25 protein-coding genes are annotated in these 26842 nt (G+C 70.1%); 12 read left to right on the top strand and 13 right to left on the bottom strand.

Annotated features, from left to right (window positions below; all coding sequences use genetic code 11):
- Positions 1 to 112: 112 nt before the first annotated feature.
- On the bottom strand, positions 113 to 1903 hold the full coding sequence (locus AB0L97_RS22625) for a DEAD/DEAH box helicase (RefSeq protein ID WP_355077277.1): 1791 nt from the start codon (positions 1901 to 1903) through the stop codon (positions 113 to 115).
- A gap of 62 nt (positions 1904 to 1965) precedes the next feature.
- Between AB0L97_RS22625 and AB0L97_RS22620 the strand changes: the two genes are divergently transcribed.
- Both AB0L97_RS22620 and AB0L97_RS22615 read left to right on the top strand, forming a co-directional pair.
- Positions 1966 to 2820: a carbon-nitrogen hydrolase family protein gene (locus tag AB0L97_RS22620; protein ID WP_364432638.1), complete on the top strand. Its 855-nt coding sequence runs from the start codon at positions 1966 to 1968 to the stop codon at positions 2818 to 2820.
- Between the two features lie 12 nt (positions 2821 to 2832).
- Complete coding sequence (locus tag AB0L97_RS22615; RefSeq protein ID WP_355077273.1) at positions 2833 to 3456, top strand: phosphoribosyltransferase family protein; 624 nt, start codon at positions 2833 to 2835, stop codon at positions 3454 to 3456.
- Here the strand turns inward: AB0L97_RS22615 and AB0L97_RS22610 are convergent, their stop codons facing one another.
- The 5 genes from AB0L97_RS22610 to AB0L97_RS22590 form a co-directional block, all read right to left on the bottom strand.
- A complete protein-coding gene (locus tag AB0L97_RS22610; RefSeq protein ID WP_355077271.1) occupies positions 3457 to 3981 on the bottom strand; it encodes a gamma carbonic anhydrase family protein in 525 nt (174 codons plus the stop codon). It lies immediately after the preceding gene.
- A 163-nt stretch (positions 3982 to 4144) separates the two neighbouring features.
- On the bottom strand, positions 4145 to 4981 hold the full coding sequence (locus AB0L97_RS22605) for an ESX secretion-associated protein EspG (protein ID WP_355077269.1): 837 nt from the start codon (positions 4979 to 4981) through the stop codon (positions 4145 to 4147).
- Positions 4963 to 6273 carry a hypothetical protein gene (locus AB0L97_RS22600; protein WP_364432633.1) on the bottom strand — a complete coding sequence of 437 codons (1311 nt, stop codon included), beginning with the start codon at positions 6271 to 6273 and terminating at the stop codon, positions 4963 to 4965. Before AB0L97_RS22600 ends, AB0L97_RS22605 begins: the two co-directional genes overlap by 19 nt.
- Positions 6266 to 6700 (bottom strand): hypothetical protein, encoded by a 435-nt coding sequence (locus AB0L97_RS22595; RefSeq protein WP_356967244.1) that lies wholly within the window; start codon positions 6698 to 6700, stop codon positions 6266 to 6268. Before AB0L97_RS22595 ends, AB0L97_RS22600 begins: the two co-directional genes overlap by 8 nt.
- A 33-nt stretch (positions 6701 to 6733) precedes the next feature.
- On the bottom strand, positions 6734 to 7447 hold the full coding sequence (locus AB0L97_RS22590; protein WP_364432630.1) for an alpha/beta fold hydrolase: 714 nt from the start codon (positions 7445 to 7447) through the stop codon (positions 6734 to 6736).
- Positions 7448 to 7555: 108 nt separating this feature from the next.
- Between AB0L97_RS22590 and AB0L97_RS22585 the strand changes: the two genes are divergently transcribed.
- Positions 7556 to 8467: a hypothetical protein gene (locus tag AB0L97_RS22585; protein WP_364432627.1), complete on the top strand. Its 912-nt coding sequence runs from the start codon at positions 7556 to 7558 to the stop codon at positions 8465 to 8467.
- A gap of 300 nt (positions 8468 to 8767) precedes the next feature.
- Here AB0L97_RS22585 and AB0L97_RS22580 read toward each other — a convergent pair whose 3' ends face one another.
- The gene (locus AB0L97_RS22580) at positions 8768 to 9748 is read right to left on the bottom strand and encodes a YafY family protein (protein ID WP_364432624.1); all 981 of its coding nucleotides are present in this window, start codon (positions 9746 to 9748) and stop codon (positions 8768 to 8770) included.
- Between the two features lie 97 nt (positions 9749 to 9845).
- Between AB0L97_RS22580 and AB0L97_RS22575 the strand changes: the two genes are divergently transcribed.
- Positions 9846 to 10985, top strand: a complete 1140-nt coding sequence (locus AB0L97_RS22575) for an epoxide hydrolase family protein (protein ID WP_364432621.1) — start codon at positions 9846 to 9848, stop codon at positions 10983 to 10985.
- Between the two features lie 207 nt (positions 10986 to 11192).
- Here AB0L97_RS22575 and AB0L97_RS22570 read toward each other — a convergent pair whose 3' ends face one another.
- A complete protein-coding gene (locus AB0L97_RS22570) occupies positions 11193 to 11903 on the bottom strand; it encodes a hypothetical protein (protein WP_355077256.1) in 711 nt (236 codons plus the stop codon).
- Positions 11904 to 12107: 204 nt separating this feature from the next.
- On the opposite strand from AB0L97_RS22570, the gene AB0L97_RS22565 reads away from it, so the two are divergent.
- Complete coding sequence (locus tag AB0L97_RS22565; protein ID WP_355077254.1) at positions 12108 to 13280, top strand: acyl-CoA dehydrogenase family protein; 1173 nt, start codon at positions 12108 to 12110, stop codon at positions 13278 to 13280.
- 9 nt (positions 13281 to 13289) lie between these two features.
- On the top strand, positions 13290 to 14414 hold the full coding sequence (locus AB0L97_RS22560) for an acyl-CoA dehydrogenase family protein (RefSeq protein WP_355077252.1): 1125 nt from the start codon (positions 13290 to 13292) through the stop codon (positions 14412 to 14414).
- Between the two features lie 36 nt (positions 14415 to 14450).
- Here AB0L97_RS22560 and AB0L97_RS22555 read toward each other — a convergent pair whose 3' ends face one another.
- Complete coding sequence (locus AB0L97_RS22555) at positions 14451 to 14879, bottom strand: hypothetical protein (protein ID WP_355077250.1); 429 nt, start codon at positions 14877 to 14879, stop codon at positions 14451 to 14453.
- A gap of 349 nt (positions 14880 to 15228) precedes the next feature.
- Between AB0L97_RS22555 and AB0L97_RS22550 the strand changes: the two genes are divergently transcribed.
- On the top strand, positions 15229 to 15459 hold the full coding sequence (locus AB0L97_RS22550) for a hypothetical protein (RefSeq protein ID WP_355077249.1): 231 nt from the start codon (positions 15229 to 15231) through the stop codon (positions 15457 to 15459).
- Positions 15460 to 15543: 84 nt separating this feature from the next.
- A complete protein-coding gene (locus AB0L97_RS22545; RefSeq protein ID WP_355077247.1) occupies positions 15544 to 16374 on the top strand; it encodes a GNAT family N-acetyltransferase in 831 nt (276 codons plus the stop codon).
- Here the strand turns inward: AB0L97_RS22545 and AB0L97_RS22540 are convergent.
- From AB0L97_RS22540 to AB0L97_RS22525, 4 genes are all read right to left on the bottom strand, one after another.
- On the bottom strand, positions 16359 to 17306 hold the full coding sequence (locus AB0L97_RS22540) for a MerR family transcriptional regulator (protein WP_364432614.1): 948 nt from the start codon (positions 17304 to 17306) through the stop codon (positions 16359 to 16361). The two genes, AB0L97_RS22545 and AB0L97_RS22540, sit on opposite strands and share 16 nt — an antisense overlap.
- 33 nt (positions 17307 to 17339) lie before the next feature.
- Positions 17340 to 18944, bottom strand: coding sequence for a serine/threonine-protein kinase (locus tag AB0L97_RS22535; protein WP_364432611.1), 1605 nt, complete (start codon positions 18942 to 18944; stop codon positions 17340 to 17342).
- 3 nt (positions 18945 to 18947) lie between these two features.
- Positions 18948 to 20756, bottom strand: a complete 1809-nt coding sequence (locus AB0L97_RS22530; protein WP_364432608.1) for a protein kinase — start codon at positions 20754 to 20756, stop codon at positions 18948 to 18950.
- 125 nt (positions 20757 to 20881) lie between these two features.
- Positions 20882 to 22012, bottom strand: a complete 1131-nt coding sequence (locus AB0L97_RS22525) for a serine/threonine-protein kinase (protein ID WP_364432605.1) — start codon at positions 22010 to 22012, stop codon at positions 20882 to 20884.
- Positions 22013 to 22137: 125 nt separating this feature from the next.
- Between AB0L97_RS22525 and AB0L97_RS22520 the strand changes: the two genes are divergently transcribed.
- From AB0L97_RS22520 to AB0L97_RS22505, 4 genes are all read left to right on the top strand, one after another.
- Complete coding sequence (locus AB0L97_RS22520) at positions 22138 to 22908, top strand: deoxyribonuclease IV (protein WP_355077239.1); 771 nt, start codon at positions 22138 to 22140, stop codon at positions 22906 to 22908.
- A gap of 258 nt (positions 22909 to 23166) precedes the next feature.
- Positions 23167 to 24096, top strand: coding sequence for a TauD/TfdA family dioxygenase (locus tag AB0L97_RS22515; RefSeq protein WP_355077237.1), 930 nt, complete (start codon positions 23167 to 23169; stop codon positions 24094 to 24096).
- 421 nt (positions 24097 to 24517) lie between these two features.
- On the top strand, positions 24518 to 25738 hold the full coding sequence (locus tag AB0L97_RS22510; protein ID WP_364432600.1) for a CaiB/BaiF CoA-transferase family protein: 1221 nt from the start codon (positions 24518 to 24520) through the stop codon (positions 25736 to 25738).
- A 160-nt stretch (positions 25739 to 25898) separates the two neighbouring features.
- Positions 25899 to 26819: a hydroxymethylglutaryl-CoA lyase gene (locus tag AB0L97_RS22505; protein WP_364432597.1), complete on the top strand. Its 921-nt coding sequence runs from the start codon at positions 25899 to 25901 to the stop codon at positions 26817 to 26819.
- The last annotated feature ends 23 nt before the right edge of the window (positions 26820 to 26842 follow it).

The following is a 26842-nucleotide window of genomic DNA, read 5'->3' as shown; positions in this document are numbered from 1 at the left end:
AAACGCGGCCCTCCTGTGTCTTCGCGGGACACCCGCTGCAGGCGTGCGCCGAATTACACACGGACCGCAACACTGTAGCTAGCGCGTCTGACCTCGACGTACCCTGCCCGGCTCAGGAACGCGGCTTACGGCGCTCCGGCCGCTTGCCGCCCTCGCGCTCCCGGCGCTGGCCGCGGCTGAACGTGCGATGCTGCGGCGCACCCTGATCCAGTTGCAGCTGAATGAGCACGCCACTGATCCGTGTGCGCCGCAACGCTTCCAGCGTTTCATCCGGCAGCTGCGCGGGCAGTTCCACCAGGCTGTGGTCGGGGCGGATGCTGATGTGCCCGAAGTCGCTGCGGCGCAGGCCGCCTTCGTTGGCGATGGCGCCGACGATGGCGCCGGGCACCACGCGATGCCGCTTGCCCACACTGATCCGGTAGGTCGCCAGCTCGGTTCCGGTGGCACGGTGGTGCGAGGCGCTCTGCCGGTCCTCGTCGAAGCGGCGAGCGGGTCGTTCGCGCGGAGTCCGGTCGCGTTGAGGGCGCTCCACCGGCTCCGGCTCGGGCTCCATGAAGAAGTTGTCGCCGTCGTAGGAGCCCACCGCCAGCGCCGCGGCGATGTCGGCCAGCGGGATGTTGTGCTCGCGCTCGTAATCCTCGATCAGCTTGCGGAACAGCGGGAGATTCGACGAGGTGAGGTTCTCGGTGATGGCGTCGCCGAACTTGGCGACGCGCTGGGCGTTGACGTCCTCCACGCTCGGCAGCTGCATCTCGGTGAGCGGGTGGCGGGTGGCCCGCTCGATCGCCTTGAGCAGATGCCGCTCGCGCGGCGCGACGAACAGCAGCGCCTCGCCGCTGCGCCCGGCCCGTCCGGTGCGGCCGATACGGTGCACGTAGGACTCGGTGTCGTGCGGGATGTCGTAGTTGACCACGTGCGAGATGCGGTCCACGTCCAGCCCGCGCGCGGCCACGTCGGTGGCGACCAGGATGTCCAGCGCGCCGGACTTGAGCTGGCCGATGGTGCGCTCGCGCTGGTTCTGCGCGATGTCGCCGTTGATCGCCGCCGCGGAGAACCCTCTCGCGCGCAGCTTCTCGGCGAGTTCCTCGGTGGCCTGCTTGGTGCGGACGAAGATGATCATCGCCTCGAACGACTCGACCTCGAGCACCCGGGTGAGCGCGTCCAGTTTGCGCTGGTGCGACACCAGCACCCAGCGCTGGGTGATGTTGGTGGCCGTCGAGGTCTTCGCCTTGACCGTGATCTCCACCGGATCGTGCAGGTACTGCTTGGAGATCTTGCGGATCGCAGCTGGCATGGTCGCGGAGAACAGCGCCACCTGCTTGTCGGAGGGCGTGTCGGCGAGGATGCGCTCGACGTCCTCCTGGAAGCCCATCTTCAGCATCTCGTCGGCCTCGTCGAGCACCAGATACTGCAGCTGCGACAGGTCGAGCGTGCCCTTCTCCAGGTGATCGATCACCCGGCCCGGCGTGCCGACCACGACGTGCGCGCCGCGGCGCAACCCCGACAGCTGCACGCCGTAGCTCTGCCCGCCGTAGATGGGCAGCACGTGCAGGCCGGGAATGTGCGCGGCGTAGCGGCCGAACGCCTCGGCGACCTGGATCGCGAGTTCACGGGTCGGCGCGAGCACGAGGGCGCGGGGGCTGCGACCGGTGGCCTCGAGCCCCATCAAGATCGGGATGGCGAACGCGGCGGTCTTGCCGGTGCCGGTCTGCGCGAGACCGACGACGTCGGCGCCGGAGAGCAACGGGGGAATCGTCGCGGATTGGATCGGCGAGGGCGATTCGTAACCGACATCGGCGATGGCCGCCAGAATGCGGTCATCGATACCCAGATCGGCGAAGGACGGGCCGTCAATGTCCCTGTCGTCGTCGCCAGGAACGCTGTCGACCTGATTGGTGCTCATTGAGCAGCAGTTTACTGCCTCCTGCTGGTCGTCCCGGCCACCGCCCCAATACGGTGAGATCTATGCAACTGGACAACTCGCCCGCGCATCAGGATGCGACGCCGGATCAGCTGGACGTGGCGGTCGTCCAGTTCGCCCCTTCGACCGCCCCCGCGGAGAACCTGGCCGCGGTGCGCGAACACGTGCGCACGGCGCGCGAACGGGGCGCGCGCGTGGTCGTCGCACCGGAATACTCGATGTTCGCCGTGACCCGGCTCGATGAGCGGGTCGTCGCCGTCGCCGAGCCGCTGACCGGCCCGTTCGTCACCGGCCTCGGCGCGATCGCCCGCGAGTTCGGCGTGTTCCTGGTCGCCGGAACGGTGGAACAGGTCGCGCCAGGCGGCCACCGGATTCGCAACACCCTCGTCGTGCTCGGCCCCGACGGTTCCCTCGTCACCAGGTACCGGAAGGTGCACCTCTACGACGCCTTCGGCCACCTCGAATCCGATGTGGTCGAGCCGGGCGCGATCGAGGCGCCCGCCACCTTCACCGTCGGCGATATCACATTCGGCATGCAGACCTGTTTCGATCTGCGCTTCCCGGAGGGCGTGCGCCGGGTCGCCGCGGCGGGCGCGCAGGTGCTGCTGCTGCCTGCCCAGTGGATCCCGGGACCGGGCAAGGTCGACCAGTGGACCACGCTGGTGCGGGCGCGGGCGATCGAGAACACCGTCTACGTCGCGGCCGCCGACCAGGCCGCTCCCCGGGGCGCGGGCGCGTCCATGATCGTGGACCCGGCCGGCGCGGTGCTCGCCGAACTCGGCGACGAACCGGGCGTGCTGACCGCCGGAATCGACCTGGCGTACCTGAGCAAGGTGCGCACGACCAACCCGAGTCTTGCCTTGCGTCGATTCGCGATCACCGAGCGTGGACCGGAGTAGCGTTCGGAATCGATGGTCTACACCGATCGGACCTCGGCCGGTCACGCGCTGGGTGCGCATCTGGAACACCTACGCGCGTCGGACCCGTTGGTGCTCGGGCTGCCGCGCGGTGGAGTTCCGGTGGCCGCCGCGGTCCGTGCGGTGATCGGCGGTGACCTCGACATCCTGCTGGTCCGCAAGCTGGGTGTGCCGTGGCAGCCCGAGCTGGCGCTGGGCGCCATCGGGGAGGACGGGGTCCGGGTGCTCAATCAGGATGTATTGGCGCACACCGGGATAACGCCCAAGAAGGTCGACTCGATCGAGGCGCGGGAGCGGGCCGAGCTGGAGCGGCGCAGGCAGGTGCTGCGCGGTGCGTCGCGGCCGATCCCGCTGACGGGTCGCACGGTGGTGATCGTCGACGACGGTATGGCGACCGGCGCCACGGTCGTGGCCGCCTGCCGGGTCGCGCGCCTGCACCGGCCCGCGCGCGTCGTCGCCGCCGTCCCCGTCTCCTCGACCGAGGCGATGCGCCGGGTCACCGACGAGGCCGACGAGGCGGTCTGCCCGTGGGTGCCGCGCTCGCTCGGCGGCGTCGGCGGCGCGTACCGCGATTTCCACCAGCTCGAGGACGCGGAGGTCACCGCGCTGCTGTGCTGATCAGATCTCGGTGATGCCCGTGCGGTGGCGCTGCGCCAGGTCCGCGTAGAAGCCCGGGTTGAGCCGCACCCACATCTGCGCCTGGGTGCCTTCGATCGGCCGTTTCACCTCGGCGGGGGAACCGGCGGCGAGCACGCCGTCGGGGATCTCCGCCCCCGGTGGCACCAGCGAGTGGGCGGCGATCATGCTGCCCGCCCCGATCTTGGCCAGGTCCAGCACCGTGGTCCCGTTGCCGACGATGGCCTCGGCGCCGACCGCGGCGCCGTGGAACACCACGCTGTGCGCGATCGTCGCGCCGGGCCCGATCTCCATCGGCACATCCGGCGGCACGTGCAGCACCGCGTTGTCCTGGATGTTGGCGCGTTCCCGGATGACGATCGGCGCCAGATCCGCGCGCAGCACCGCGCCGTACCAGATCGAGGCGCCCGCCTCGACCCGGACGTCGCCGATCAGGGTCGCCGTCGGCGCGACGAACGCGGTCGGGTCGACCTGCGGACGTTTGCCTTCGAATTCGTAGAGTGGCACTCGAACACCGTAAATGGTCCCGTGGCGCCAACCGGAGCGGTGTCAGGCATCCGCCGCGTGGCTCAGCGACGGATCCGATGCGGACAGGGTGGCGCGCCCCCGATCGTCGCGGCCGGTCGGTGTGCCGGGCCGGGGTCGGACTCGCGTCGGGTCTGCGCGCCGCTCAGCGCCCGGCGTAGGCCGTCGAGGTGCGCGCGGCCGCGGCGACGAGCGGTCGCAGCTGGGCGGCCAAACGTTCGGCGGTCACCGCGACGATGTCGACGTCCGTGCCGGTGCGCACCGCGTATCGGCCGTCGGCGACCACGTCGATCCAGCACAGCACGCCGAACGGGCGCGGTTCGCCCACGCCGCGGCGCGCGGAGACGACCATCTGGCCGATGCCTTCGCGCGGCTGCCGGAGCAGCTTGCGGATCCGGGACGGAATAGACGGGCCCGCGACCGGAACGGTGACCAGGTTGCGGCTGTCCTCGCCGACCTGGGACAGGGGAGCGGTCAGGCGCGGCAGCATGCCGGGATTGTTCTCCGGGAGCATCGAGACGATCCGCGGGCACAGGGTTTTCGAGCTGCCCGCGAACAATCGCACGTCGCCGCCGCGATCGGGCGTCGCACCGGGGCGTTGCGCGGCGACCACCGCGATGTTCCCGGCGGCGGCGCCGAGGATACGGATCGGCCGCGCCTCGGATTGCCGCCCGGTGTCGATTGCCGGTGGGCGTGGTCCACCGTTCTCGCGCGACGGCGGTTCTGACGCCGCGTCACGTTGACCGAACACCTCGACGCGCAGGTCCGGCTGGGCGAGGATGCGCAGCGCCGCTTCCAGATCCGCGTCCAGCACCTGAGCGCACCAGCGGTCGAGCGCGGGAAGTTGCGCGGTGCGTTCCGCGGTGTCGCGCGCCGAAAGGCGCACGGCGAGTGGATAGGGAATGCGATCCCCATCGGTGCGTGACCAGGCCAGCGCGAACTGATCCGGGGTCAGCGTCCAGTTCACTCGTACTCGGTCCATTCACCGAGCACAGGCGGTGTGGTCGGATCGAGCGACCCGATGAGTTCGCCGCCGTCGTCGGAGGGCTCGAGGAACGTGGGGAGATCATCGAGGTCGAACTCGTCGTCCTCGTCATCGATCGGCGCCAAGCGTGCGCTCGCGGCGTTCGCGGCCACACTCGAACCGCCGCGCGGGGTGTCGACGGCGGCCACCGCACCACCCATCAGGCCACCCATCGCTCCGGCGCCTAGACCGGTGACCGCCGCGTCGGAGCTGTCGTCGTGCTTTCGCCGCTCGTCGCGCTTGCGCTGCTCTTCGGACGGAACCTGGCCGCCGACGCCGGGCACGGCGGGCAGCGTCGTCGGCTCGCTCGTCGCCGAGGCGGGCGCGGTCGCCGGACCCGGCGATCCGGTGGCGGGCGCGGTGCGGAGAACGGAGGCGGCCGCAACCGTCGAGAGCGCCGCCGTGGCGGCGGGTGCGACTCGTGGCGCGGCCGGGGCCGGTGTCTCGTCCGCGACCGCGGCGCCGGTCGTCGGCACGGCGGCAGCGGCGGCGGACGTGGCGGGCGTCTCGTCGGCGGGTGTCGAATCGGTGGACGTCGCCGAGACGCTCTGCTCCACCGTGTGGATCGGCTTCGGCGCGTGCGTCCCGAGCGAAGTGGGCTGCGCGTCGGGTGCGACCTGGGTTGTCCCGACGATCTTGCTCGTCGGCGTGGCGGTGGGAGCCGGGGCGGCCGATTGATCCGATTCGTCGGGGAACGCGGGCACGTCGGTGCCGGTGCGCACGAAAACCCCCGCGTAGATGTCGTTCATCGCGCGCACGACGTCCTGACGGGCGTGCTCGCTCGCCTTCTGCCCATCGACATTGCTTGTCGCCCGGGACGGATCGAGCAGTGCCGCCCCCAGATCCGGTGCGCCGGTGGACGGCTCGGTCACCGCGGCGCGCAGCGCCTCCGCCGCGTCGCTCGCCTGTCCGAGGCGCTGCGAGACGACCGCGAACACGTCGGCCAGGTCTTGGCCGCTCTGTTCGAATACGCGCACCACCGCGTCCGCGCTCTTGGCGGCGGAGCCGCGCCAGCCGTCGGCGATGGCCGCGCGGATCTCGGTGTGCGCCTGCAAGACCGCGTCGGCCAGGTGCGCTGCCGCGTCGCTCCACGCCTGCTCGCCGCCCGCGAGGACGGCCGGGTTCAGCAACTGGACCTTCGCGTGGATCTCGTCGTGGGCGAGGTTGTCGAACACTTCGACGTTCGGCGCGTAGGCGGGATCGGTGCGCCGGTGGGTGGCCCGCTGCCCGGCGCGCGGCATCTCACGCATGCGCGGCTCCCGTCACGTCGACCCGTTCGACCGCCTGCGCGAGCGCCTCGTCGGCCTGCTGGTAAACGGCGGCCGCGGCGCGGAAGGTCTGGGCCAGTTCTCGCGCGGCGGCGGCGTATTCGTTCAGTCGGGTGATCGCGCCGTCGGCCTTGCGCTCGAAACCGGCGCGCAGCGCGTCGCCGGAGGCGAATCCGCCGAAGCCGGGCAACGCGGTGGCGGCGCTCAGGATGCGGATCTGCTCGTCGACCCGATCGGCGAGCAACTCGTACTGGCGCGCGCACCGTTCGTGCGCGCCGTCGGCGACCAGGAGGCCGTCGATCCACAGCGAGCCGTCGTCGACCGCTCGGTTCAGCGCGGCGATGTCGACGCCGGGTGCGGTGACTTCCGCGAGCGGCTCTCCGCCGAACCCGTTCTCTTGCGATGGCATCTGCGCCGTCCCCCTTCCTCGTCCGAAGTGCGGTTACGGATGTCGTGCCAACCCCACGACGACACCCTGCATCCAATCCGCGATGTCGGCAGTGACCCGCGCGTGCACCGGCTCGTGCAGCAGGTCGTGCCCGGCGTCGATGTACTCCCGTAAATCTACCGATTCGTGGCGGCTAGTCCAGACCCTGATCGCATCGATCGGCGCGCGCCGGTCGTCCACGCCGTGCACCGCGAGCACCGGAAGACGCTGCGGCAGGGGCGTTCCCGGCGCGCCCGGCGCCCCGCCGCCCAGCGCGCGTTTCGGGACGCCCGACAGCACCAGGCCCGCCAGCGCGTCCGAGGGCAGGGCGGGGCGCAGTGGATAGTTCCGGTCCAGCACCGTCGAACCCGTTGCGGCATCGGCCGACTCCGGCACGGCGGCCCCGAGCATGCCCAGCGCGGTCACCGCGCCGAGCGAGTGGCCCATCAGGATCAGCGGCCGGTCGCCACGAGCCAGCTCGACCAGTCGCACCGCGTCCGCCACCAGCTCGGCGAGCGTGCCGGGCCGTTCCGGATCGCCCTCGCTCAACCCGTGCCCGGCGGTGTCCAGCGCCCATACCTCACCGGCGGGGCGCAGACCGCGCGCGAAGCGGTGGTAGTGGCCGCTGTGCTGGCCGATTCCGGGCAGCAGGACCACGGTGTAACGCGGGTGTTCGATCGGCCACCGCCGATAGTGCATCCGGCCGCGCGCGCCGTCGAAGAATGGCATCCACCGATAGTGCCAAAGATCGTGTCGCGGGTGGGACCGCGCGATTCCGCGCCGGAAACGGTTAAGATCCGCGGCGACTCATACCTACCGGAGCCCGAGGTGCCCGCGTTGCGAACTCTCCGCCGTCGAGGCGCCTTCCTCTTGTCCGCCGTGGCGCTGGCCCTCACCGGAGTGCTCGCGCCGGGCGCGGGCGCCGCGCCATCCATCGCCGCCTGCGACCCCGCGGCGGCGGTCACGGCCGTCGCGGCGCGAGTGCCGGTGCTCGACTGGGCGGAGAACCTGGGCTACGACGCGCAGGGCAATCTGTGGGTATCGCGGCTCTACCGCAATGAGGTGCAGCGTTACGACACCGCCGGCAATCTCACGGCGACTGTTCCGGTGGAGTTCCCCGGCGCGGTGCGGCTCGGTCCCGACGGACTGCTGTACGTGGTCTACGGTGACGCGCCGGTCAGCGTCGTCCGTCCCGGCGGCGTGCTCCGATTCGATCCGGCGGCGGCCGTGCCGAAGCCGGAGGTCTTCGTCTCCGGGTTCACGATGCCCAACGGCGCGGCGTTCGACCCGAGCGGCAACCTGTACGTCGCGACCCTCTCCGGCGTGATCAAGGTCCGTCCCGACGCCTCCCTCGACACCGCGTGGGCGGCGCCGCTGGCCGGACTGGCCGCCAACGGCGCGGTCGTGCACGACGGCGTGCTCTACGTGACCGCCAACGGCGGCCCGCTCGGCCGGATCGTTCGCATCCCGCTCGACGCGCCCGCGTCCCGCAGCACCGTCGCCGACCTGTCCTCGCAACTGGCCGGTCTCCCGGATTTCGCCGACGATCTTCTGGCCGATCCGAGCGGCATCCTCTACGTCACCACCCTCACCGGCCAATTGATCCGCGTCGATCCCACCTCCGGCGCTACCTGCGCCGTGCTCAACGGCCAGCCGCTCACCGCGGTCGCCGCCGTCCCCGGCCGTCCGGACGAATTGACGGCGAGCACGGAATCCGGCGCTCTCCTCCGAATCCAGCTCTCTCGCTGAGGTCGAGCCGCCGTCGTCGGGATCACAGGCTTCGGCGCCGTCGCGGTATCCGCGCGAAGAGGGGAGCGAAGCGGCGTCCATCTCCACATCGATCGGCGGCACCGTGTCGGCGCGCCCGGCAATCCGGCCGCGCGGGTATCGCGCCGCAGGGCCAGGAGGACCGCGTGTCCACGAGCCGGCACCGAACGCGCGGTCCACACACCGCAGCGAGGTGAATATGCTGTCCGGCAGAGGTTTTGATTACGCCTTGCTTGTGCAAGCGGACGGTGATGCTGTCATCGGCAAGCGGGACCGGCGAGCTCAGATCATAGGTCCCTGCCGTGGGTCGATCGCGCGCTCGGCGCGGTCAGCGATGGCCCGCAGATGGGCGATGAGTTCCGGAGGCTCGTGAACTTCGAAGTCCGCTCCCAGCGCGAGCAGCCGGTGAGCCAACCATTCCGGCGCGTCGTCGCGCCGGGCGTCGATCCGGCAGGTGTCCGGGTCGATCGCGACGACATCGCCGGGGCTTTCACCCAGCCGCCCCGTGACACGGTCGGCGGAGGTGTGGACGGTCACTCGGAGCCGGAAGGACGGTGTGCCCCAGTCGGTGCGGCGGCCCGCGACGTAGGCGGCGGCATCGGCGGCGGGTAGCGCACGCGGCGAGAAGCGGGCGGCGGTGGGCTGCGGACGGTCGATCCGGTCGACGCGGTAGACCCGCCAGCCGGCCCGATCGAGGTCGTAGCCGACCAGATACCAGCGCCGCCGGGCGGGTACGAGGCCGACCGGCTCGGTGTTGCGCCTGGTCTCGCCGCCCGCCTCGTCGCGGTAGGCGAAACGCACCCGCTCCCGGTTGGTCACGGTCGCCGCGAGCGTGGCGAGCACCTCGGGGTCGGCCGTGGGCCCGTCGGCGGTGGGCGGGGTCAGCGCGACGGCGAGTACCCGCACCCTGCGTCGCAACTTCGCGGGCAGCACCTGCTCCACCTTGGCCAGCGCCCGGACCGACGCCTCCTCGATCCCGGCCACCGCGGACCCGGCGGCGGCACGCAACCCGACCGCGATGGCGACGGCCTCGTCGTCCTCGACCAGCAGCGGCGGCATCGCCGTGCCCGCCGCGAGGCGGTATCCGCCCGCAGCGCCGAGCGTCGCGGTCACCGGATAGCCGAGTTCGCGCAGCCGATCGATGTCGCGGCGCACCGTGCGGTCGGTGACACCGAGGCGTTCGGCCAATTCGCTGCCCGGCCATTCCCGTGGCGTCTGGAGCAGCGACAGCAGGCGAAGCAGTCGGGCGGGAGTGTCGTTCACGAATCAGATGATGCCGGAAATCTAGGACATGTTCGGTCCTAGATGCTGCTTAACGTCATCGCTGTACCGCAGCACCGACCGCCGAGGAGGCGTACCGATGACCACCGCCATTCGCCCGTTCCGCATCGAGATTCCGCAGTCCGACCTGGACGACCTGCACGATCGGCTCGCTCGCACCCGTTGGGCCGCCCAGCTGCCGGGCACGGGCTGGGATCGCGGCGTGCCGGTCGACTATCTGCGCGAGCTGGCCGAGTACTGGCGGACCGGATTCGACTGGCGGGCACAGGAAGCGGCGCTGAACGAGTTCCCGCAGTTCAAGACGCGCATCGAGGGGCTGGACGTGCACTTCCTGCATGTGCGTTCGCCGGAACCGGACGCGACGCCGCTGATCCTCACCCATGGCTGGCCGAACTCGTTCGCCGAATTCGCGGGGACCATCGGCCCGCTCGCCGATCCGCGTGCGCACGGACTCGATCCCGCGCAGGCCTTCCACGTCGTGGTGCCCTCGGTGCCGGGCTTCGGCTTCTCCGACGGGCCGCGCGAGCCAGGCATGACACCGGCGAAAGTGGCCGGGATGTGGCTGACCCTGCTGGATCGGCTCGGCTACCGGCGCTTCGGCGCACAGGGTGGCGATCTCGGCGCCTACGTCGCGCCGGAACTCGCCATCGCCGCGCCGGACCGGGTGATCGGCGTGCACCTCGACGGCGGGATCGGGATGCCCACCGAAGCGGACGTGCCCACCATGACGCCGGACGAACGTGCCGAGTGGGACCTCATGCAGCAGTGGATGACCGGCGGCGTGGACCATCACGTCCTGCTGCGCCCCGCCCCGCAGACCTTCGCCCACGCGTGGACCGATTCACCGGTGGGCCTGCTCGCCTGGCTGATGCAGAAGTTCACCGAGTTCGCCCCGCTCGCCGACCGGGTGGAGGACGTGATCAGCCGCGATCAGCTGCTGACCAACGTCAGCCTGTACTGGTTCACCGGCACGGCGGCCTCGTCGTCCTGGCCGATGTACAACGGCCTCGCCGACGGCGGGTTCACCTGGCCGAAAGGACAGAAAGCGGTGCCGACCGGCACGTACGGCGGCGGCTCCGCGCTGATGCGGCGGCTCGCCGAGCGCGACAACACCATCGTGCACTGGCCGGAGGGCAACACGGGCAACCACTTCATCGCGATGGAACGCCCGGACGCGCACGTCGCCGACATCCGCGCGTTCTTCGCCGCCGTCCGATAGGGAGAGGCACCTGCCCGGCACGCGGTCGGTTCGGCGATGCGTGGAGCAGCCGGTGCCCGGTTGCTCGACGGGTGGCGGGAGTCCATGCGGCGGATCGGACCATCCTGGCCGTTCGATTACCGACGCGACGGCGCGGTCGCATCGAGCGGCCGGGCCTGGGACGGTCGGGGCCGGACACGACGGTCGGCCGACAGCGACGAAACGTTGCTACGGGGTGGGTTCGCCGCCGGAGCCGCTCGGCGCGGGCTGAGCAGGGGCGGGGTTGGGCGCAGGAGCCGAAGGCGGCGGGGGCGGGTTGTCCGGCACCGTGAAAAGTCCCACGGTGGGAGTCATCACACAGTGGGCGAACGGGTAGTCGATGATGCCCCACATCGAAGCGAGCACCGTGCCGGGACCGCTGCGGACCGTCTTGGACAGCGTGGGCTGGCGGTACTCGGTCACGTCGTCGAGCGGGTCGATGCCGCTGGCGCCGGTGTTCACGTTCACCCAGGCGACCACGAGCCCGGAGGCCAGGGGAGCGCCGGAGTGCGAAGGAGTCGCGCTGAACCGCAGCTCGCCGGGCTCCACGTTCAGGTCACGGCCGTTGCCGGTCCCCTCGGTCGTCGCGGCGGCGATGATCGTGGTGATCGGGCCGTTGCTGCCGCAGCCGAAGGTGGGCGCGGCGTAGGAGAACGGGGTGAACACACTGGAGACCTCGCGCAGGTGCGCGGCGTCGATCAAGCCCGCGTAGCGCGTGAGCGCGGCGATGCCCTCCTGTGCGGACGGGTCGGCCCCCGCGATGTCGGTCAGATGCGCCAGGCCGGTGTCCACCGGCGCCTGGGTCTGCTCGGCGGTGGCGGGCGCGGAGAAGGTGAGAACCGCGCCGATGCCGAGGGATGCCGCGGCGGCCGCGGCGCGTGCGATGGTCCTGCCGTTCACTCGTTCTCCTCGATACCGAACCCTGTGGGCCCCCGGCCCACCTGCAGCAACGTACCAGCTCGCGACGGTCGCCGTCCCGGGGAGCGGTGCGGAATCCGACGCCGCGAACGGCGAGGGAGTCCCGCACCTGTGATCCAGTCGACAGGCGAGGATTACCGGGGGGTAGTTTGGACGCGGACGTACGAGACACGCAGGGAGATGCGTATGAAACTATCCTTGTCCCCAGACGACGTCGCCTTCCGCGACGAACTGCGCAAGTTCTATCGGACCGAGATCCCGGCCGACATTCGCGAGCGCGTCCGGGACGGCCGTGAGCTGACCCGAGATGACATCGTCACCGCGCACAAGATCCTCAACGACCACGGCCTCGCGGTGCCCAATTGGCCCGTGGAGTGGGGCGGCAAGGATTGGACGCCGATGCAGCGCCACATCTGGCAGGACGAGATGCAGCTGGCCTCGGTGCCGGAGCCGCTGACGTTCAACGCGCAGATGGTCGGCCCGGTGATCGCCCACTTCGGCTCGCAGGAGCTGAAGGAGCGTTTCCTGCCGCCCACCGCGGCACTGGACATCTGGTGGTGCCAGGGCTTCTCCGAGCCGGACGCGGGCTCCGACCTGGCGTCGCTGCGCACGACGGCGGTTCGCGACGGTGATTCCTACATCGTCAACGGCCAGAAGATCTGGACCACGCTGGCCCAGTACGCGGACTGGATCTTCTGCCTGGTGCGCACCGACCCGAGCGCGGCGAAGAAGCAGGCGGGCATCTCCTTCCTGCTGTTCGACGTGAAGTCGCCCGGTGTCACCATCCGCCCGATCAAGCTGATCGACGGCGGGTACGAAGTGAACGAGGTCTTCTTCGAGAACGTCCGGGTACCCGCCGATCAGCTGGTCGGCGCGGAGAACATGGGCTGGACCTACGCGAAGTTCCTGCTCGGCAACGAGCGCACCGGAATCACCGGCGTCGGCCGCACCAAGGTCAAGATCGGCGTGGCGAAGCAGTACGCGGCGAAGATCAAGTCGGGCAACGGCACGCTGCTGGAGGACCCGGTGTTCGCGGCGCGGATCGCCGAACTGGAGAACGAGCTGCTCGCGCTGGAACTCACCCAGTTGCGGGTGGTCTCCAACTCCTCCGACGGCAAGCCGAATCCGGCCTCTTCGGTGCTGAAGCTGCGCGGTTCGGAACTCCAGCAGGCCGCCACCGAGCTGCTGCTGGACATCGCCGGACCGGACGCCATCCCGGTGGGCGCGGACGACATCGCCTCGCCCGGCTGGGCGCAGCGCAGCGGCCCCTCCTACCTGAACTACCGCAAGACAACCATCTACGGAGGCTCCAGCGAGGTGCAGCGCACCATCATCGCCTCCACGATCCTCGGATTGTGAGGCGCAACCATGGATTTCGATCTCACCGATGAACAGGTCATGCTCCGCGACACGGTCCGTGACCTGCTCGCGCGCAACTACGACGCCGAATCACGTCTGAAGGTGGTGGACTCCGAACTGGGCTGGAGCCGCGACGTGTGGCGTCAGCTCGCCGAACTGGGCGTGCTCGGCCTGAGTTTCACCGAGGAGGACGGCGGCGTCGGCGCCGGTCCGGTGGAGACCATGGTCGTGCTCGAGGAGGTGGGCCGCAGGCTCGCGCCGGAACCGATCCTGGACGCGGTGCTGGTGCCCGGTGGCCTGGTCGCCGCGGCGGGCAGCGCCGAACAGCGGCAGCGGATCCTGCCCGAGGTGGCCTCGGGTGCGAAGCTGCTGGCCTTCGCCCATGCCGAGCCCGGGGTGCGCTGGCCGGCCGCGGAACTGGCGACCACCGCCACGGCGCAGGGCGATTCGTACACGCTGACCGGCGTGAAGAACCCCGTCGCGCACGGCGACAGCGCCGACGAACTCGTGGTCAGCGCCGCGCTGCCCGAGGGTGGCGTCGGTCTGTTCCTGGTTGCGCCGGACGCGACGGGTGTGGTCCGCAAGTCCTACCGCACCGTGGACGGTCAGCGCGGCGCGCAGGTCGAGCTGACCGACGCGCCCGCCGAGCGGCTCGGCGCGGCGGACGCGACCGAGGCCATCGAGTCGGTGCTGACCCACGCGCAGGCGAGCCTGTGCGCGGAGTCGGTCGGCGCGATGGAAGAGGCGCTGCGACTGACCACCGACTACCTCAAGCAGCGCAAGCAGTTCGGTGTCACGCTGTCGAAGTTCCAGACGCTCACACAGCGAGCGGCCAACATGTACGTCTCGCTGGAACTGGCGCGCAGCATGAGCCTGTACGCCACGGCGTCGCTGGCGGACGGGGCCGACGATCCGGTGATCGCGTCGCGCGCACGGCTGCAGGTCGGTCGCGCGGCACGTCACATCGGGCAGGAGGCGATCCAGATGCACGGTGGCATCGGCGTCACCGCGGAGTACCCGGTGAGCCATTACGTGGCCCGGCTGACCGCGATCGAGCGCACCCTCGGTAGCGGCCTCGAGCATCTGCGGGTGCTCAGCTCGCGGGTCGGCGACTACGAGTTGCCCGAACTGTAAGGAGTGCCGCGGTGGTGCGTTTCGCGCACCACCGCGTCATTCGTCGTCTCGCGGCGTCGTCCGCAGTTGGGTGGGCGCTTCGTCCGTCGAGTCGCTCGCCGGCGCTCGCGCGGCCGTCGGCCTCGGCTCCTCGGGGGGCGCCGCCTGCGTGGGGTCGTCGTGCGGATTTCCCGGGGACGGCTCAGCGGTGGTGCTGCTCATGAAGCCCGAAAATGGGGTGGGGTGCCGCTGGTCGGCCGGTGCGATCCGCCAGCTGGGCGACGGCGGGATGACGACCTTGGGGGTCGTCGAGCCGGTGGTGTTCTCGTGGACAACGGGTTCGGCGTACTCGCCTGCCTTGAGCGGCGGGGGCGGCACGTAGGTGTCGTGCTTACCGACGCCACAGGCGCCGATCAGGACGAGCCCGATGGAAACCGCTCCTACGGCGATCGCCGGACCGGCGATCTTGGCCCTGCTGCTTTCCAACGGTGACGCTCCTCGGTGTGTATCGAGTGGACTCACCTTACTCGATGCCGGTCGGTCCGGCGAGGCGAGTGGTCGCTGGGTATGCGCCGGACGGCGCATTTAAAACAGTTCTGATTCAGATATCGAATTGGTCTCTTCGGCGTGTCGTGGGCACGTGTCGCTATCTTCCGGCGTCCCGGAGTCGTAGCGTGTGTGAGCAAAGTTACGCGTGAGACGCCGGTTTAAGGATGAGAGACACGTTGTGTGAGAACGTGATTGTGGTTCTCTGACCGGCGTCATCGAGGAGTAGATGATGGGAGCTTACTCGACAGCGTCGCGGCGTGGTTCGTCCCGCGCCGCAGAAGATGCCGTGTCGGCAACGGCACAGCATCCCGCGTCGAACCAGCAGGGCCGCTCGCTGTCCACGATCGTGTCGCGGACGCTCGCCTGGCTGATCTTCATCGGCGGACTCGTCGGGGCGGTGCTCGGCATCGCCGGACTGCACGTCGAAATCACCGTCGCCGGACTCATTCTCGCCTGCACCGCGGGACTGGTTCTGCTCAAACTCCGCGCGGGTGGCGGCGAAGCGGACGGACCGTAAACCGGCCGGTCGGCCGCCCGCAGGCCCGGCGACGGGCGTGAGAAACGAAGGCGCGCAAGATCTCAGGCGCCTACCGTGATCTGTATGAGGATCGAGATCACCACCGACGCCGCCGAGTTCCGCTCGGTCGCGGGGGCGTTCCTGCTCCGCGATCCGCTGCGGCACACCGTGCTCACCACGAGCGTCGCCAACCATGTCACGGGCATGGATGCCCCGGCTGAGCCATCGCGATTTCTTACCGTCCACGGCGAGGATGCGGCGGTGGTAGGCGCCGCCATGCGCGTGTCCGGTCGCGACGTGTATCTCGGCGCGCTACCGCCCGACGGCATTCCGGCGGTGGCTCGCGCGCTGGCCGAGGTCGTCCCCGAAAGCGCGGGCGTCGAGGGCGTCGTCGCGGACGCGACCGATTTCGCCCAGCACTGGTGTGGACTGCTGGGGAGAGATTTTCAGCAGTCGTACCGCACCCGGCTGCACCGGCTCGGCGCGCTGCGGATCCCGGACGTAGCCGGAGCGCCGCGCCGCGCCCTGGAATCCGATGTCGCCCTGTGCGGGGACTGGCTCGCGGCCATGCGCGCGGAGTCCGGCATGGCGGCCGGACTGGACGAGGCCGCGATCCGGCGCCGCGTCGAAGCGGGCCGGTGGTGGCTGTGGGAACGCGACGGGCAACCGGTCAGTCTTGCCGCGCATCAGATCCCGATCCAGGGCTGGTCGCGGATCGGGCCGGTCTACACCCCGCCGGACGCCCGCGGACACGGGTACGCCAGCGCGGTGACCGCGCACGTCGCGAAGCAGCTGCGAGCCCAGAACCTGGAGGTCTGCCTCTTCGCCGACACCGACAACACCACGGCCAACCGGATCTACCGCGCGATCGGCTTCCACCCCACCCACGAATTCGCGCACTATGTCTTCGAGTAGCCCGCCAGGACGCCCCGCAGGGCGGCGGTGAACCAGGCGAACACCGGCGTCAGGCTCGGCGGCGCGGCCCAGCCGTTGATCACCGCGAGCAACCGCCAGTACCGCTCCACGCGTTCGTCATCGGCCACCGCGAGGCGTTCCAGCATCCACTCGCGCAGCGCGCGATCGTCGGGCCTGCCGAACGTGGCCGCGTAACGCGCGGCGAGGTCGGCCACTACCTCGGCCGCCGCGGGAGAGCCGGGCGTGACACCCGCCGCCATGGCCGCCTCGACCCGGTCGCGCACGGCCTCGGTGAGTGCGTGGTGCAGACCCGTCGCATCGCCCTCGGCGCGTTCGCGCGCCTGGTACTCGGCCATCCGCCGGATCGCCGCCCGAAAGTCTGTGTCGGCGGTAAGTTCCGCCAGTTCCGCCCACGCGGCCACCTGCTCGGGTGCGGGATCGTCGGGCAGGTCCGGCAGTGCGGTGCGCAGCAACTCGGTGAGTTCCGGGTTGGCGTCGAGTCCGCCGAAGGTCGCCTCAACGAAATCCTCGATCAGTCGATGACGTTCGGCAGCCGACAAGGTGACGAGCTTGTGCATGAGATCCAACTCCTGTGGGGTCGAGCCCTGCCCGGCCACCGCGCGCAGAACCGCTCGTCGCTGACGCAGGATCCGGATCTGGGTGTCGAGTGCGTCGGCGTGCGCCGCGGCGACCTCGGACAGCGCGAGCTCGTGGGTGAGCACGCGCCGGACGGTGGCCAGGTCGAGTCCGAGAGCGCGCAGCGTCCGCACCAGATCCAGTTCCGCCAGCGCGCGGACGTCGTAGAGGCGGTAGCCGGAGGGGCTGATTTCGGTGGGCAGGACGACGCCCTTGTCGGCGTAGAACCGGATCGTCTTGACGCTGAGGCCGGTGCGGTCGGCAACGGCGCCGATGGTGAAGCGGGTGTCGTCCATGTGCCTACCCTCGCGTCTCCCCCTGGGGGAAACTCAATTCAGCGGCGCGGATTTCCACCAATTCATGAACTCGGCTTCGGTGGCGATGAATCCGGCGCTGTACATCAGCATGGCGGCCCGTCCCGGGTCCGCGGAAAAGGCGGTGACCATTCGCGGCCGCAGGTTCCGGCTGTCGCGCAGGGTGTAATTCGTGTAGCTGTGCCCGCCGTTGTTGGTGGCGGTCGCGCGGTCATTGGCCGGTAACGCCGCTAGCGCGGCCTGCGCGTCGGCCGGGGAGCCATAGAGGTAGAAGTCGAAAGACGCCTTGTTCGGCCCGCCGAAGCAGCTCCACATCACCAGCCAGGGGCCGAAATCCGGATCCTCGTGGTCGCGCGTCGTCGCGGAATCCGGTGCGTGGGCGAAACAGCCCGCCTTGTTGTACCCGGTTCCGGAGTGGACCAGGCGCTGGGCGGAGGTCTCCGGAAGCATGTCCGGGAACGCGGCGCTCAGCTCGGCCGCGCGGGCGCCGATGGCGGCACGGTCCGCGGTGGCCGAGACGCTCGTCGTCGGGCGCTGGGCGGTCGGCGGCGTGGTGGCGTCGGTGTTCCGCGTGACCACCGTGGTGGTCGATGCGGCGGAGCCGGATGAGGTGTCGTGGAACGATGGCGCGGCGAGCGCAGCGGCCAGGCCCAGCGCCAGCACCAGACCTATCACGGCCTCCAGTCGCGCTCTCCGTCCGGGACGCCGCTGCGGACGAAGGCCCCCGCCCGCGCTCGGGAGCGGTGGTTCCGCGTGCAGCGGAGGATGACTCGGTGCGGGCCACGCCGCGGGCGCGGTCAGCGCTTGCCACGCAGCGGCGGCGAATTCGCCGCACGAGTCGAAGCGATCGGCCGCGTGCTTGGCCATCGCCTTGGCGAGCACGCCGTCCAGCGCCACCGGCAATCCGGGCCGCAGCCTGCTGATCGCGGGCGGCGGTGCGTTGAGATGCCCCTGGATCACCGCGACCGGATTGGTGGCGTCGAACGGCACCGTGCCGGTCAGCAACCGGAACAGCGTGCAGGCCAGCGAATACTGGTCGGCGCGGTGATCCAGCGGCGCACCGGACAATTGCTCCGGCGCGGCGTAGGCGAGGGTGGCGGTGAAGGTGCCGGTCTGGGTGAGCCGTCCGGTGTCGTCCCGGAATCGGGCGATGCCGAAGTCGGAGAGGAAGACCCGTTCCTGGTCTCCCTCGACGCGCTCCAGCAGAATGTTCGCCGGTTTCACGTCGCGGTGCAGCACGCCGCGGCTGTGCGCGAAGTCCAGCGCTTTGGCCGTTTCGGCGATGATCTGCACCGCCCGTGGCGGCGGCAGCGTCCACGCGTCCAGCGCCGCGGCGTCGGTGCCGTCGATGTAGCGCATGCAGATCCACGGCTGGTCGCCTTCGACGCCGCGATCGAACACCGTGACGATGTTCGGGTGATCCAGCCGTGCGACGAGGTCCGCCTCCCGCTCGAAGCGGGTGCGGGACTCGGTGTCGTCGAACAGGTCCGGGTTCAACAGCTTCATCGCCGTCAACCGGGGCAGCCGCGGATGCCGGGCCAGGTACACCGATCCCATCCCGCCGCGGCCGAGCAGGCGTTCGATGGTGTACCCCGCGAAGACTTCGCCGGTGTGGTGCATCGGTCAGTTCAGCGGAGCCGAGCGCCACCAGCGCAGCAGCTCGTCGACGGTGGTGTGGGAGAAGCCGTCGGTGTACATGAGGTACTGGGTCCGATCGGGATCGCCGGTGAACGCGGTGACCATCTTGGCGCCGTCGTCGACGTACTTGTAATTGGTGTAAGACTTTCCGCCGTTGGTGTCGGTGGACTTGGCGGCCGACGAGGGCAGGCCCTTCAGCACCGCCTGCACATCGGCGGGGGCTTTGTAGACGTAGATCCGGTAGTACGGATCCTCGTTGTTGCCGCCCTTGAAGCAGCGCCACTGCGCGGCCCAGTCACCGAAGTCCGGTTCGCCCTTGGACGGCGACGGCGGCGAGCTCGGCGAGGCCAGCCAGCATTCGGCGCCGTTGTATCCGACCTCCTCGGACTTGGAGGCGGGCACCATCCGGGGGAACTCCGCGCTGACCGACTCCGGGGTCGCGTCGACGAGATTCGGCTTCACCGCCGATGTGGTCGTCGTGCCCGCGTTGCTCGAGCCCGAATCGGAGACGGCGCCGATGATGCCGAGCACCACCACGATCAACACGACCACGCCCACCACCAGGCCGATGATCAGGCCGGTGTTCTTCTTGCGCGGCGGCGCGGCCGAGTGGTGCACGTGCGCGCCGTGCGGCGGGGCGAAGGTGGAAAACCCGGCCTGCTGCTGGGGATACGGGTTGGCGGCCGTCGGCTGGGGCGCGGGACCGGTGTGCGGCCGTGAGTTCACCACCGGCGTGGGTGGCGGAGTCGCGGGCGACGCCGAGGCGAGCGCGTTCGGCCCGCTGGTTTGCGGGGTGTGCACCTGGTGGCCAGGACCGCTGACGTAGTGACCTTGCGCGGCCGGATACGGCGATCCCGTGGTGGGGATCTGCGGCCCGGTGGCCGGGCGCGGGCCCGCGGTGGGGTGCTGCGGCCCGGTGACCGGGCGGGGACCGCCCACCACCGGCATCGACGGCGCGCTGGAACCGGTCAGCGCCTGCTTGGCGGCCGCGGCGAATTCCGCGCAACTGCCGTACCTGTCGTCGGGTCGCTTGGCCATCGCCTTGGCCAGCACGCCGTCCAGCGCGAAGGGCAGGCCCGGCCGGACGCCGCTCAGCGCGGGCGGCGTGCCCTGCAGATGCCCTTGGATGACCGCGGCGGGGTTCGTCGCGGAGAACGGGCCGGTGCCGGTGAACAACCAGAACAGCGAGCAGGCCAGCGAATACTGATCGGAACGGTGGTCGAGCGACGCGCCGGTGAGCTGCTCGGGCGAGGCGTAGGCCAGCGTTGCCGTGAAGGTGCCGGTCTGGGTGAGATGACCGGTGTCGTCGCGCAGCCGCGCGATGCCGAAGTCGGTGAGATACACCCGCTCACCGCGACCGGCGCCGGAGCGGGCCAGCAGGATGTTGGCTGGTTTCACGTCGCGGTGCAGCACCCCGTTGCCGTGCGCGTAGTCCAGCGCGTCGGCGGTCTCCTTGATGATCTGCACCGCGCGTACGGGCGGCAGCGACTTCGGCTCCACCGATGCGGCGTCGATGCCGTCGACGTACTGCATCGAAATCCACAGCTGCTCGTCCTCGAGCCCGCGGTCGTAAACCGTGACGATGTTCGGGTGATCGAGCTGGGCGACCAGATCCGCCTCCCGTTCGAACCGCGCCCGCACCTCCTTGTCGAAGAACATCTCCCGATTCAGCAGCTTCAGTGCGGTCATCCGCGGCAGCCGCGGATGTTTCGCCAGATATACCGAGCCCATGCCACCGCGGCCGAGTTGCCGCTCGATGACATAGCCGGCGAAAACGTCACCGCTGGCCAGCATGACTGCTCCACTTCCCGCCGCCCGCCGGGACCCACCGGCGAACAGGCGTACAGCAAAAGAACGCGTGGCCGGAGATGGGCCCGACCACGGAAAACATCGAAACCATAGCAGTAATCGCGCCTCACCTATCGCTCGTCGAGCGTGGTGCGGCGCGGGCGATCGACATGCGTCGGACCGCCCGGCGGAGGCCGAGCGTCCGGAGGTTGCTGGTGCGGTCGCACCGCCGAGCCCGGGCGCATGGGCAAGTTCGGCAACTCGATCAGGCCGGGATGCGCCGGGCGGCGCGGCGGCAGGAAACTCGGGGACGGTCGAGGGGTTTCCCGCGGCCTCGGTCGGTGCTGCGGCGCGGCCGCGTGGTACGTCGGCGCGGTCGGATACCCGTCGGGATGAATGCCGTGCGGCGCCGTCCGATGCCCGGCCCGCTGTTCGGCCAGGGCGGATTTCGCGGCGGCGGCGAACTCGGCGCAACTGTTGAAACGATCCTCTGGTCGCTTGGCCATCGCACGAGCCAGCACCGGATCCAGCGCGGGCGGCAAACCGGGACGTGCGCGGCTGAGCACCGGGATCGGTGCGTACAGATGGCTGTTCACCACCGCCGCCGGGTTGGCGCCGGGATACGGCGGCGCCCCCGTGAGCATCCAGAACAGTGTGCACGCCAGCGAATACTGATCGGCGCGGTCGTCCAGCGGCCTGCCGATCAGCTGTTCCGGGGCGCCGAAGGCGAGTGTCGCGGTGATCGTGCCGGACGAGCCGATCGTGCTCTCCGCGCCGCGGATGCCCGCGATCCCGAAATCGGTGAGCAGCACCCGCTCCGGTTGACCTATCGGCGCCTTGGCCAGCAGGATGTTGGCCGGTTTCACATCGCGGTGCAGCACCTGGTTCGCGTGCGCGAAATCCAGCGCCGCGGCGGTGTCGGCCGCGATCCGCACCGCGCGCCACGGAGCGAGCACGTCGACGTCCGCGCAGGAGGCGTCCGCGCCGGGCACGTACTGCATCGAGATCCACAGCTGCCGGTCCTCGGCGCCGCGATCGAACACCGTGACGATGTTCGGGTGATCGAGCCGTGCCACCAGATCGGCCTCGCGTTCGAAGCGGCGGCGGATGTCGGTGTCGGCGTACAGTTCGCGTTTGAGCAGCTTCAACGCCGTCAGGCGGGGCAGCCGAGGATGCTGGGCCAGGTACACCGTGCCCATGCCGCCATGGCCGAGGACGCGTTTGACGACGTAGCCCGCGAAGATTTCGCCGGTCTGCAACACCTGTACACCCCCTTGTCGAGTCGAGCGCGCGGACACTACCCCATGTATCTCGATGAGCCATCGGGATGCAACACCTCGCGGCGCACCCTCGATTGTCGTCGGTAGCAGCCAGTACTGTGACCCGCATGCGCATTGGAGCACACGTCCGGCTCGACAGCGACCCGATCGGCTTCGGGGAGAAACTCGGCGCCGACGTCATCCAGATGTTCGTGGTCGATCCGCAGAGCTGGGACAAACCCACCCCGCATCCGCGGACCGAGGAGATTCTCGCCAGCCCGATCGAGGTCGTGGTGCACTCCTCCTATCAGATCAACGTCGCCAGCCTGAACAACCGCCTGCGCATGCCCTCGCGCAACGCGGTGGCCCAGCAGGCGAAGGCGGCCGCCGAACTCGGCGCGTTCGGTCTGGTGGTGCACGGCGGGCATGTGCGTTCCGACGCCGAGTTGGAGACCGGAATCGACAATTGGCGCAAACTGTTCGAGCGTCAGCAGGACAAAGGCGGCTTCGCGGTGCCGATCCTGATCGAGAACACCGCAGGCGGCAATCACGCCATGGCCAGGCATTTCGATTCCATCGCCCGGCTGTGGGACGCGGTCGGCGAGTACGGCGCCGGATTCTGCCTGGACACCTGCCACGCCTGGGCGGGCGGCGAGGAGCTGATCGGCGTCGTCGACCGGATCAAGGCGATCACCGGCCGGATCGACCTGGTCCACTTGAACTCCTCGCGCGACGAATTCGACTCCGGCGCCGACCGGCACGCCAACTTCGCCGACGGCACCATCGACCCGCAATTGCTCGCCGAGGTGTGCCGCACGGCGGACGCGCCGGTCGTGCTGGAGACTCCAGCGGACGGCCTGGCGGAGGACTTGGCGTACTTGCGCGAGCACTGTGTCTGATTTGCAGCGCCTGCGGCGCTCGTAAGACTCGCACCCGGCGGGGCTGGGTCAGCTCGGTCGTCCCGACGATGTTTGGGCAGCGCCCGGCAGAACGGAATGGAGCTGGGCGGTGTCCGGTTCGGGCTCGCGCTCGGTGGGCCGAAGTGGTGGTGCTTGCGCGCCGTTTGCGATCAGTGCGACGAAAACCCTGGTCAGGGGGGTCGTTTGGGTGGTCTGCTCTCCGGAGCAGTAACCGATCTCGACAGCGAAGGTGATCTCATGACGGTCGCACCCGCCACCCCATCCACAGCCTCGGTGACCAGGCTCGGCGCTCGTATCGGCGCGCGGATCGACAACGTCCGGCTCGGCGGAGACCTGGATCCGGCCACCATCGACGTGATCCGTCGCGCGCTGCTGGAGCACAAGGTCATCTTCTTCCGCGGTCAGGACCACCTCACCGAGGACGGGCAGTACGAGTTCGCCCAGCTGCTCGGCTCGCCGACCACCCCGCACCCGACGGTCACCTCGCATGGTGTGAAGAGCCTGGCGATCGATTCCGAGCACGGCCGCGCCAACAGCTGGCACACCGACGTCACCTTCGTCGACCGCATCCCGAAGGCGTCCATCCTGCGCGCGGTGCACCTGCCGTCCTACGGCGGCGCGACTACCTGGGCGTCCACCGTCGCGGCCTACGAGTCGCTGCCGGAGCCGCTCAAGCGGCTCGCCGAATCCCTGCGCGCCGTGCACACCAACGTCTACGACTACGCCCGCGCCGAGGAGACGCCGCGTCCCAACACGGCCGCCTACCGCGCCGAGTTCGAGTCCACCTACTACGAGACCGAGCACCCGGTGGTGCGCGTGCACCCCGAGACCGGGGAGCGGGCGTTGCTGCTCGGCCATTTCGTCAAGCATTTCGTCGGGCTGTCCAGCACGGAGTCGCACGCGCTGTTCCGGCTGTTCCAGGACCGGGTGACCCGCCTGGAGAACACCGCCCGCTGGAACTGGGAGCCGGGCGACGTCGCCATCTGGGACAACCGCGCCACCCAGCACTACGCCATCGACGACTACGACGACCAGCCACGCAAACTGACCCGCATCACCCTGGCCGGCGATGTCCCGGTCGGCGTCGACGGCTCGACGAGCACCATCATCGCGGGCAACGCCGAGCACTACTCGATCGTCGAGGACACCCAGCTGCTCGCGTCCTGAACGCGGACCCCGCATGGTTGCCGGGCCTCCGGCTGTTGAGGGGCCATGCGGTGTCTTCGGGTCGCTGTGAGCCGTCGCCGAGGAGTCCGGCCTGCCATATATGCAGGTCGGGCTACGAAATGCCGTAAGTGACCTGACCGCGAACCGCGGCTTCGGTCGACTGGCCCGGCGGTCGCAGGGTTATCACGGGTATTGCCCCGGCACCGGAGGTTGCCTCGACAATCGCGGGACGCCCGAAACCGACCCAGCCCCGCCGGGTGCGAGTCTTACGAGCGCCGTTCGCGGCCCGTCTCGCGGCCGAGTGACCGAAGCGCATGCGACGCAGTCGCGAGTCTCGGTCGCTCGGCCGCGAGACTCCCCGGGGCCGCGAACACGCAGCGCCGCAGGCGCTGCAAATCGAACACAGCCCATACTGGTTGCCATGAGTATTCGGCCGCTGGACGGGGTGCGCGTCCTGGAGCTCGGCAATTACATCGCCGCGCCGACCGCCGGGCGCATCCTCGGCGACTTCGGTGCCGAGGTGATCAAGGTGGAACGCCCGAAAGCGGGCGACGAGCTGCGCAACTGGCGGCTCTACGGCGGCGACACCTCGATGCTCTACCGGACGATCAACCGGAACAAGAAGTCGATCACGCTGGATCTGCGCACCGAGGCGGGGCGCGGGATCGTCCTCGACCTGATCCGGCGCTGTGACGTGCTGCTGGAGAATTTCCGGCCCGGCATGCTGGAGAAGTGGGGTCTCGGGCCGGAGGTGCTGAACGAGGCGAATCCGGATCTGGTGATCACCCGGATCTCCGCTTACGGGCAGACCGGCCCGCTGTCGGAGCGTCCCGGTTTCGCGGCGGTGGCCGAGGCGATCGGCGGACTGCGCGAATTGGTGGGCGATCCGGACCGCCCACCCGTGCGCACCGGCGTCTCGATCGGCGACTCCATCGCGGGTATCTACGCCGCGTTCGGCACCGTGATGGCGCTGTTCCAGCGCGAGCGCCGCGCCGAGTCGGACACGCCGGTCCCGTTGCGGGAGCGCGTGATCGACGTGGCGCTGAACGAGGCGATCCTGTCGGTGATGGAATCGCTGGTGCCGGACTATCTCGCCTACGGCATCCAGCGCGAACGCGTCGGCGGCCGGATGGAGGGCATCGCGCCGAGCAACGCCTACCCGTGCGCGGACGGCACCAGCATCATCATCGGCGGCAACGGCGACGCCATCTTCCAGCGCTACATGGCGGTCATCGATCGGCCGGACCTGGCCGCCGATCCGGACCTGCAGGACAACGCGGGCCGTTGGCGCAATCGCGAGCGGCTGGACGCGGCGATCGGGGAGTGGACGGTTCGGCATACCCGCGACGAGGCGCTGAAGCTGCTGGACGCCGCCGCTATTCCGTGTGGCCCGATCTACACCGCGGCCGACATCGTGGCCGACGAGCAGTACCGGGCGCGCAACATGATCCAGTCGTTCACCGTGGACGTCGGCGCGCCGGAGCCCAAGGCTGTCGGCTTCCCCGGCATCGTCCCGGTGATCGGCGACCAGTCCTTGCCCATCCGCAGCGTCGGACCCGACTTGGGTGAGCACACCCGAGAGGTGCTGTCCGGCCTGCTCGGCATGAGCGAAGCCGAGATCGATGCGTTGGAGGCGCGATGAGCACGCGGCCACACGACCGGAGGCGTCCGAAGGGGCGCGACGCGAGGGAACCGCGCTCGCCGGGCACCAGCAGGCCCACGGTGCAGCCGAATCCGACCGGGGCGGGCGAGAAACCATGGGGCGGCGTGATGTGCGGCCACCACCGGGCGCGGGAGCAGCGATGACCGCGCCGGTGCTGCGCGATGTCACGTTGCGCGACGGACTGCAGCTGACCGGCAAGCTGCTGCCGGTGCAGCGCAAGGTGGACATCGTGCGCCGCCTGCTCGCGCTGGGGGTGCCCGCGCTGGAGATCGGCTCGATGGCGCGCCCGGACCTGGTCGCGCCGATGGCGAACACCATGGAGCTGGTCGCCGCGTTGACGCCGGAGGAACTGCGCCGCTGCTGGGTATGGGTGGCGACGCCGCGCCATGTGGAGAAGGCCGCCGCGGCGGGAGTGCGGAATTTCCAGTACTGCTTCTCGGTCTCCGACGCACACAATCGGGCGAACATCGGACGTGACACCGAGGCCAGCGTCGCCGCCATGCCGGACGCGGTGCGCCTGGCCCGTGAGGTGGACGGGTCGATCCAGCTCTGCTTGGCGACGGCGTTCACCTGCCCGTTCGACGGCCCGGTCGACCCGGAACGGGTACTGGCCATCGCCTGCGACCCGCGCACCGAGGGCGCGGACGACATCGTCCTGGCCGACACGCTCGGACAGGCCCACCCCGGTGAGGTGTCCGCGCTGGTCGCGGCGGTTCGGAACCGGACGCCTCCCCGGCGCGTCGTCTTCCACGGTCACGACACCTGGGGCATGGGCGTGGCCAACACCCTCGCCGCGGTCGCGGCTGGCGCGGACATGGTCGACGGCGCGCTCGGCGGCCTCGGCGGCTGCCCCTTCGCGCCGGGTGCCAGCGGAAACACCGCCTCCGAGGACATCCTGTTCGCCACCAGGCCGGACTGGTTCACCCCAACCGCCCTGGCCGCTCTGGTCAACCTGTCGGAGGACCTGCTGTCCGAACTCGGCGAACCCAACCGCTCCCGCACCCTCGAAGGCGCCCGATCCAAAGCGTCCGCCTTCGAGTGGGTCGTAGGTGAGGCCTGAAACACAGGGTGTTCCCTGATGGC

The sequence above is a fragment of the Nocardia sp. NPDC051911 genome, assembly GCF_040681035.1.
GTDB classification, from domain to species: domain Bacteria; phylum Actinomycetota; class Actinomycetes; order Mycobacteriales; family Mycobacteriaceae; genus Nocardia; species Nocardia sichangensis.
This window is presented reverse-complemented; position numbering and strand designations above follow the sequence as displayed.

Excerpts from the sequence above, each read along its gene's own strand:
- AB0L97_RS22625 (WP_355077277.1), bottom strand. The coding sequence starts at position 1,903 with ATGAGCACCAATCAGGTCGACAGCGTTCCTGGCGACGACGACAGGGAC.
- AB0L97_RS22620 (WP_364432638.1), top strand. The coding sequence starts at position 1,966 with ATGCAACTGGACAACTCGCCCGCGCATCAGGATGCGACGCCGGATCAG.
- AB0L97_RS22615 (WP_355077273.1), top strand. The coding sequence starts at position 2,833 with ATGGTCTACACCGATCGGACCTCGGCCGGTCACGCGCTGGGTGCGCAT.
- AB0L97_RS22605 (WP_355077269.1), bottom strand. The coding sequence starts at position 4,981 with ATGGACCGAGTACGAGTGAACTGGACGCTGACCCCGGATCAGTTCGCG.
- AB0L97_RS22600 (WP_364432633.1), bottom strand. The coding sequence starts at position 6,273 with ATGCGTGAGATGCCGCGCGCCGGGCAGCGGGCCACCCACCGGCGCACC.
- AB0L97_RS22595 (WP_356967244.1), bottom strand. The coding sequence starts at position 6,700 with ATGCCATCGCAAGAGAACGGGTTCGGCGGAGAGCCGCTCGCGGAAGTC.
- AB0L97_RS22590 (WP_364432630.1), bottom strand. The coding sequence starts at position 7,447 with ATGCCATTCTTCGACGGCGCGCGCGGCCGGATGCACTATCGGCGGTGG.
- AB0L97_RS22575 (WP_364432621.1), top strand. The coding sequence starts at position 9,846 with ATGACCACCGCCATTCGCCCGTTCCGCATCGAGATTCCGCAGTCCGAC.
- AB0L97_RS22565 (WP_355077254.1), top strand. The coding sequence starts at position 12,108 with ATGAAACTATCCTTGTCCCCAGACGACGTCGCCTTCCGCGACGAACTG.
- AB0L97_RS22560 (WP_355077252.1), top strand. The coding sequence starts at position 13,290 with ATGGATTTCGATCTCACCGATGAACAGGTCATGCTCCGCGACACGGTC.
- AB0L97_RS22545 (WP_355077247.1), top strand. The coding sequence starts at position 15,544 with ATGAGGATCGAGATCACCACCGACGCCGCCGAGTTCCGCTCGGTCGCG.
- AB0L97_RS22540 (WP_364432614.1), bottom strand. The coding sequence starts at position 17,306 with ATGGACGACACCCGCTTCACCATCGGCGCCGTTGCCGACCGCACCGGC.
- AB0L97_RS22535 (WP_364432611.1), bottom strand. The coding sequence starts at position 18,944 with ATGCACCACACCGGCGAAGTCTTCGCGGGGTACACCATCGAACGCCTG.
- AB0L97_RS22530 (WP_364432608.1), bottom strand. The coding sequence starts at position 20,756 with ATGCTGGCCAGCGGTGACGTTTTCGCCGGCTATGTCATCGAGCGGCAA.
- AB0L97_RS22520 (WP_355077239.1), top strand. The coding sequence starts at position 22,138 with ATGCGCATTGGAGCACACGTCCGGCTCGACAGCGACCCGATCGGCTTC.
- AB0L97_RS22515 (WP_355077237.1), top strand. The coding sequence starts at position 23,167 with ATGACGGTCGCACCCGCCACCCCATCCACAGCCTCGGTGACCAGGCTC.
- AB0L97_RS22510 (WP_364432600.1), top strand. The coding sequence starts at position 24,518 with ATGAGTATTCGGCCGCTGGACGGGGTGCGCGTCCTGGAGCTCGGCAAT.
- AB0L97_RS22505 (WP_364432597.1), top strand. The coding sequence starts at position 25,899 with ATGACCGCGCCGGTGCTGCGCGATGTCACGTTGCGCGACGGACTGCAG.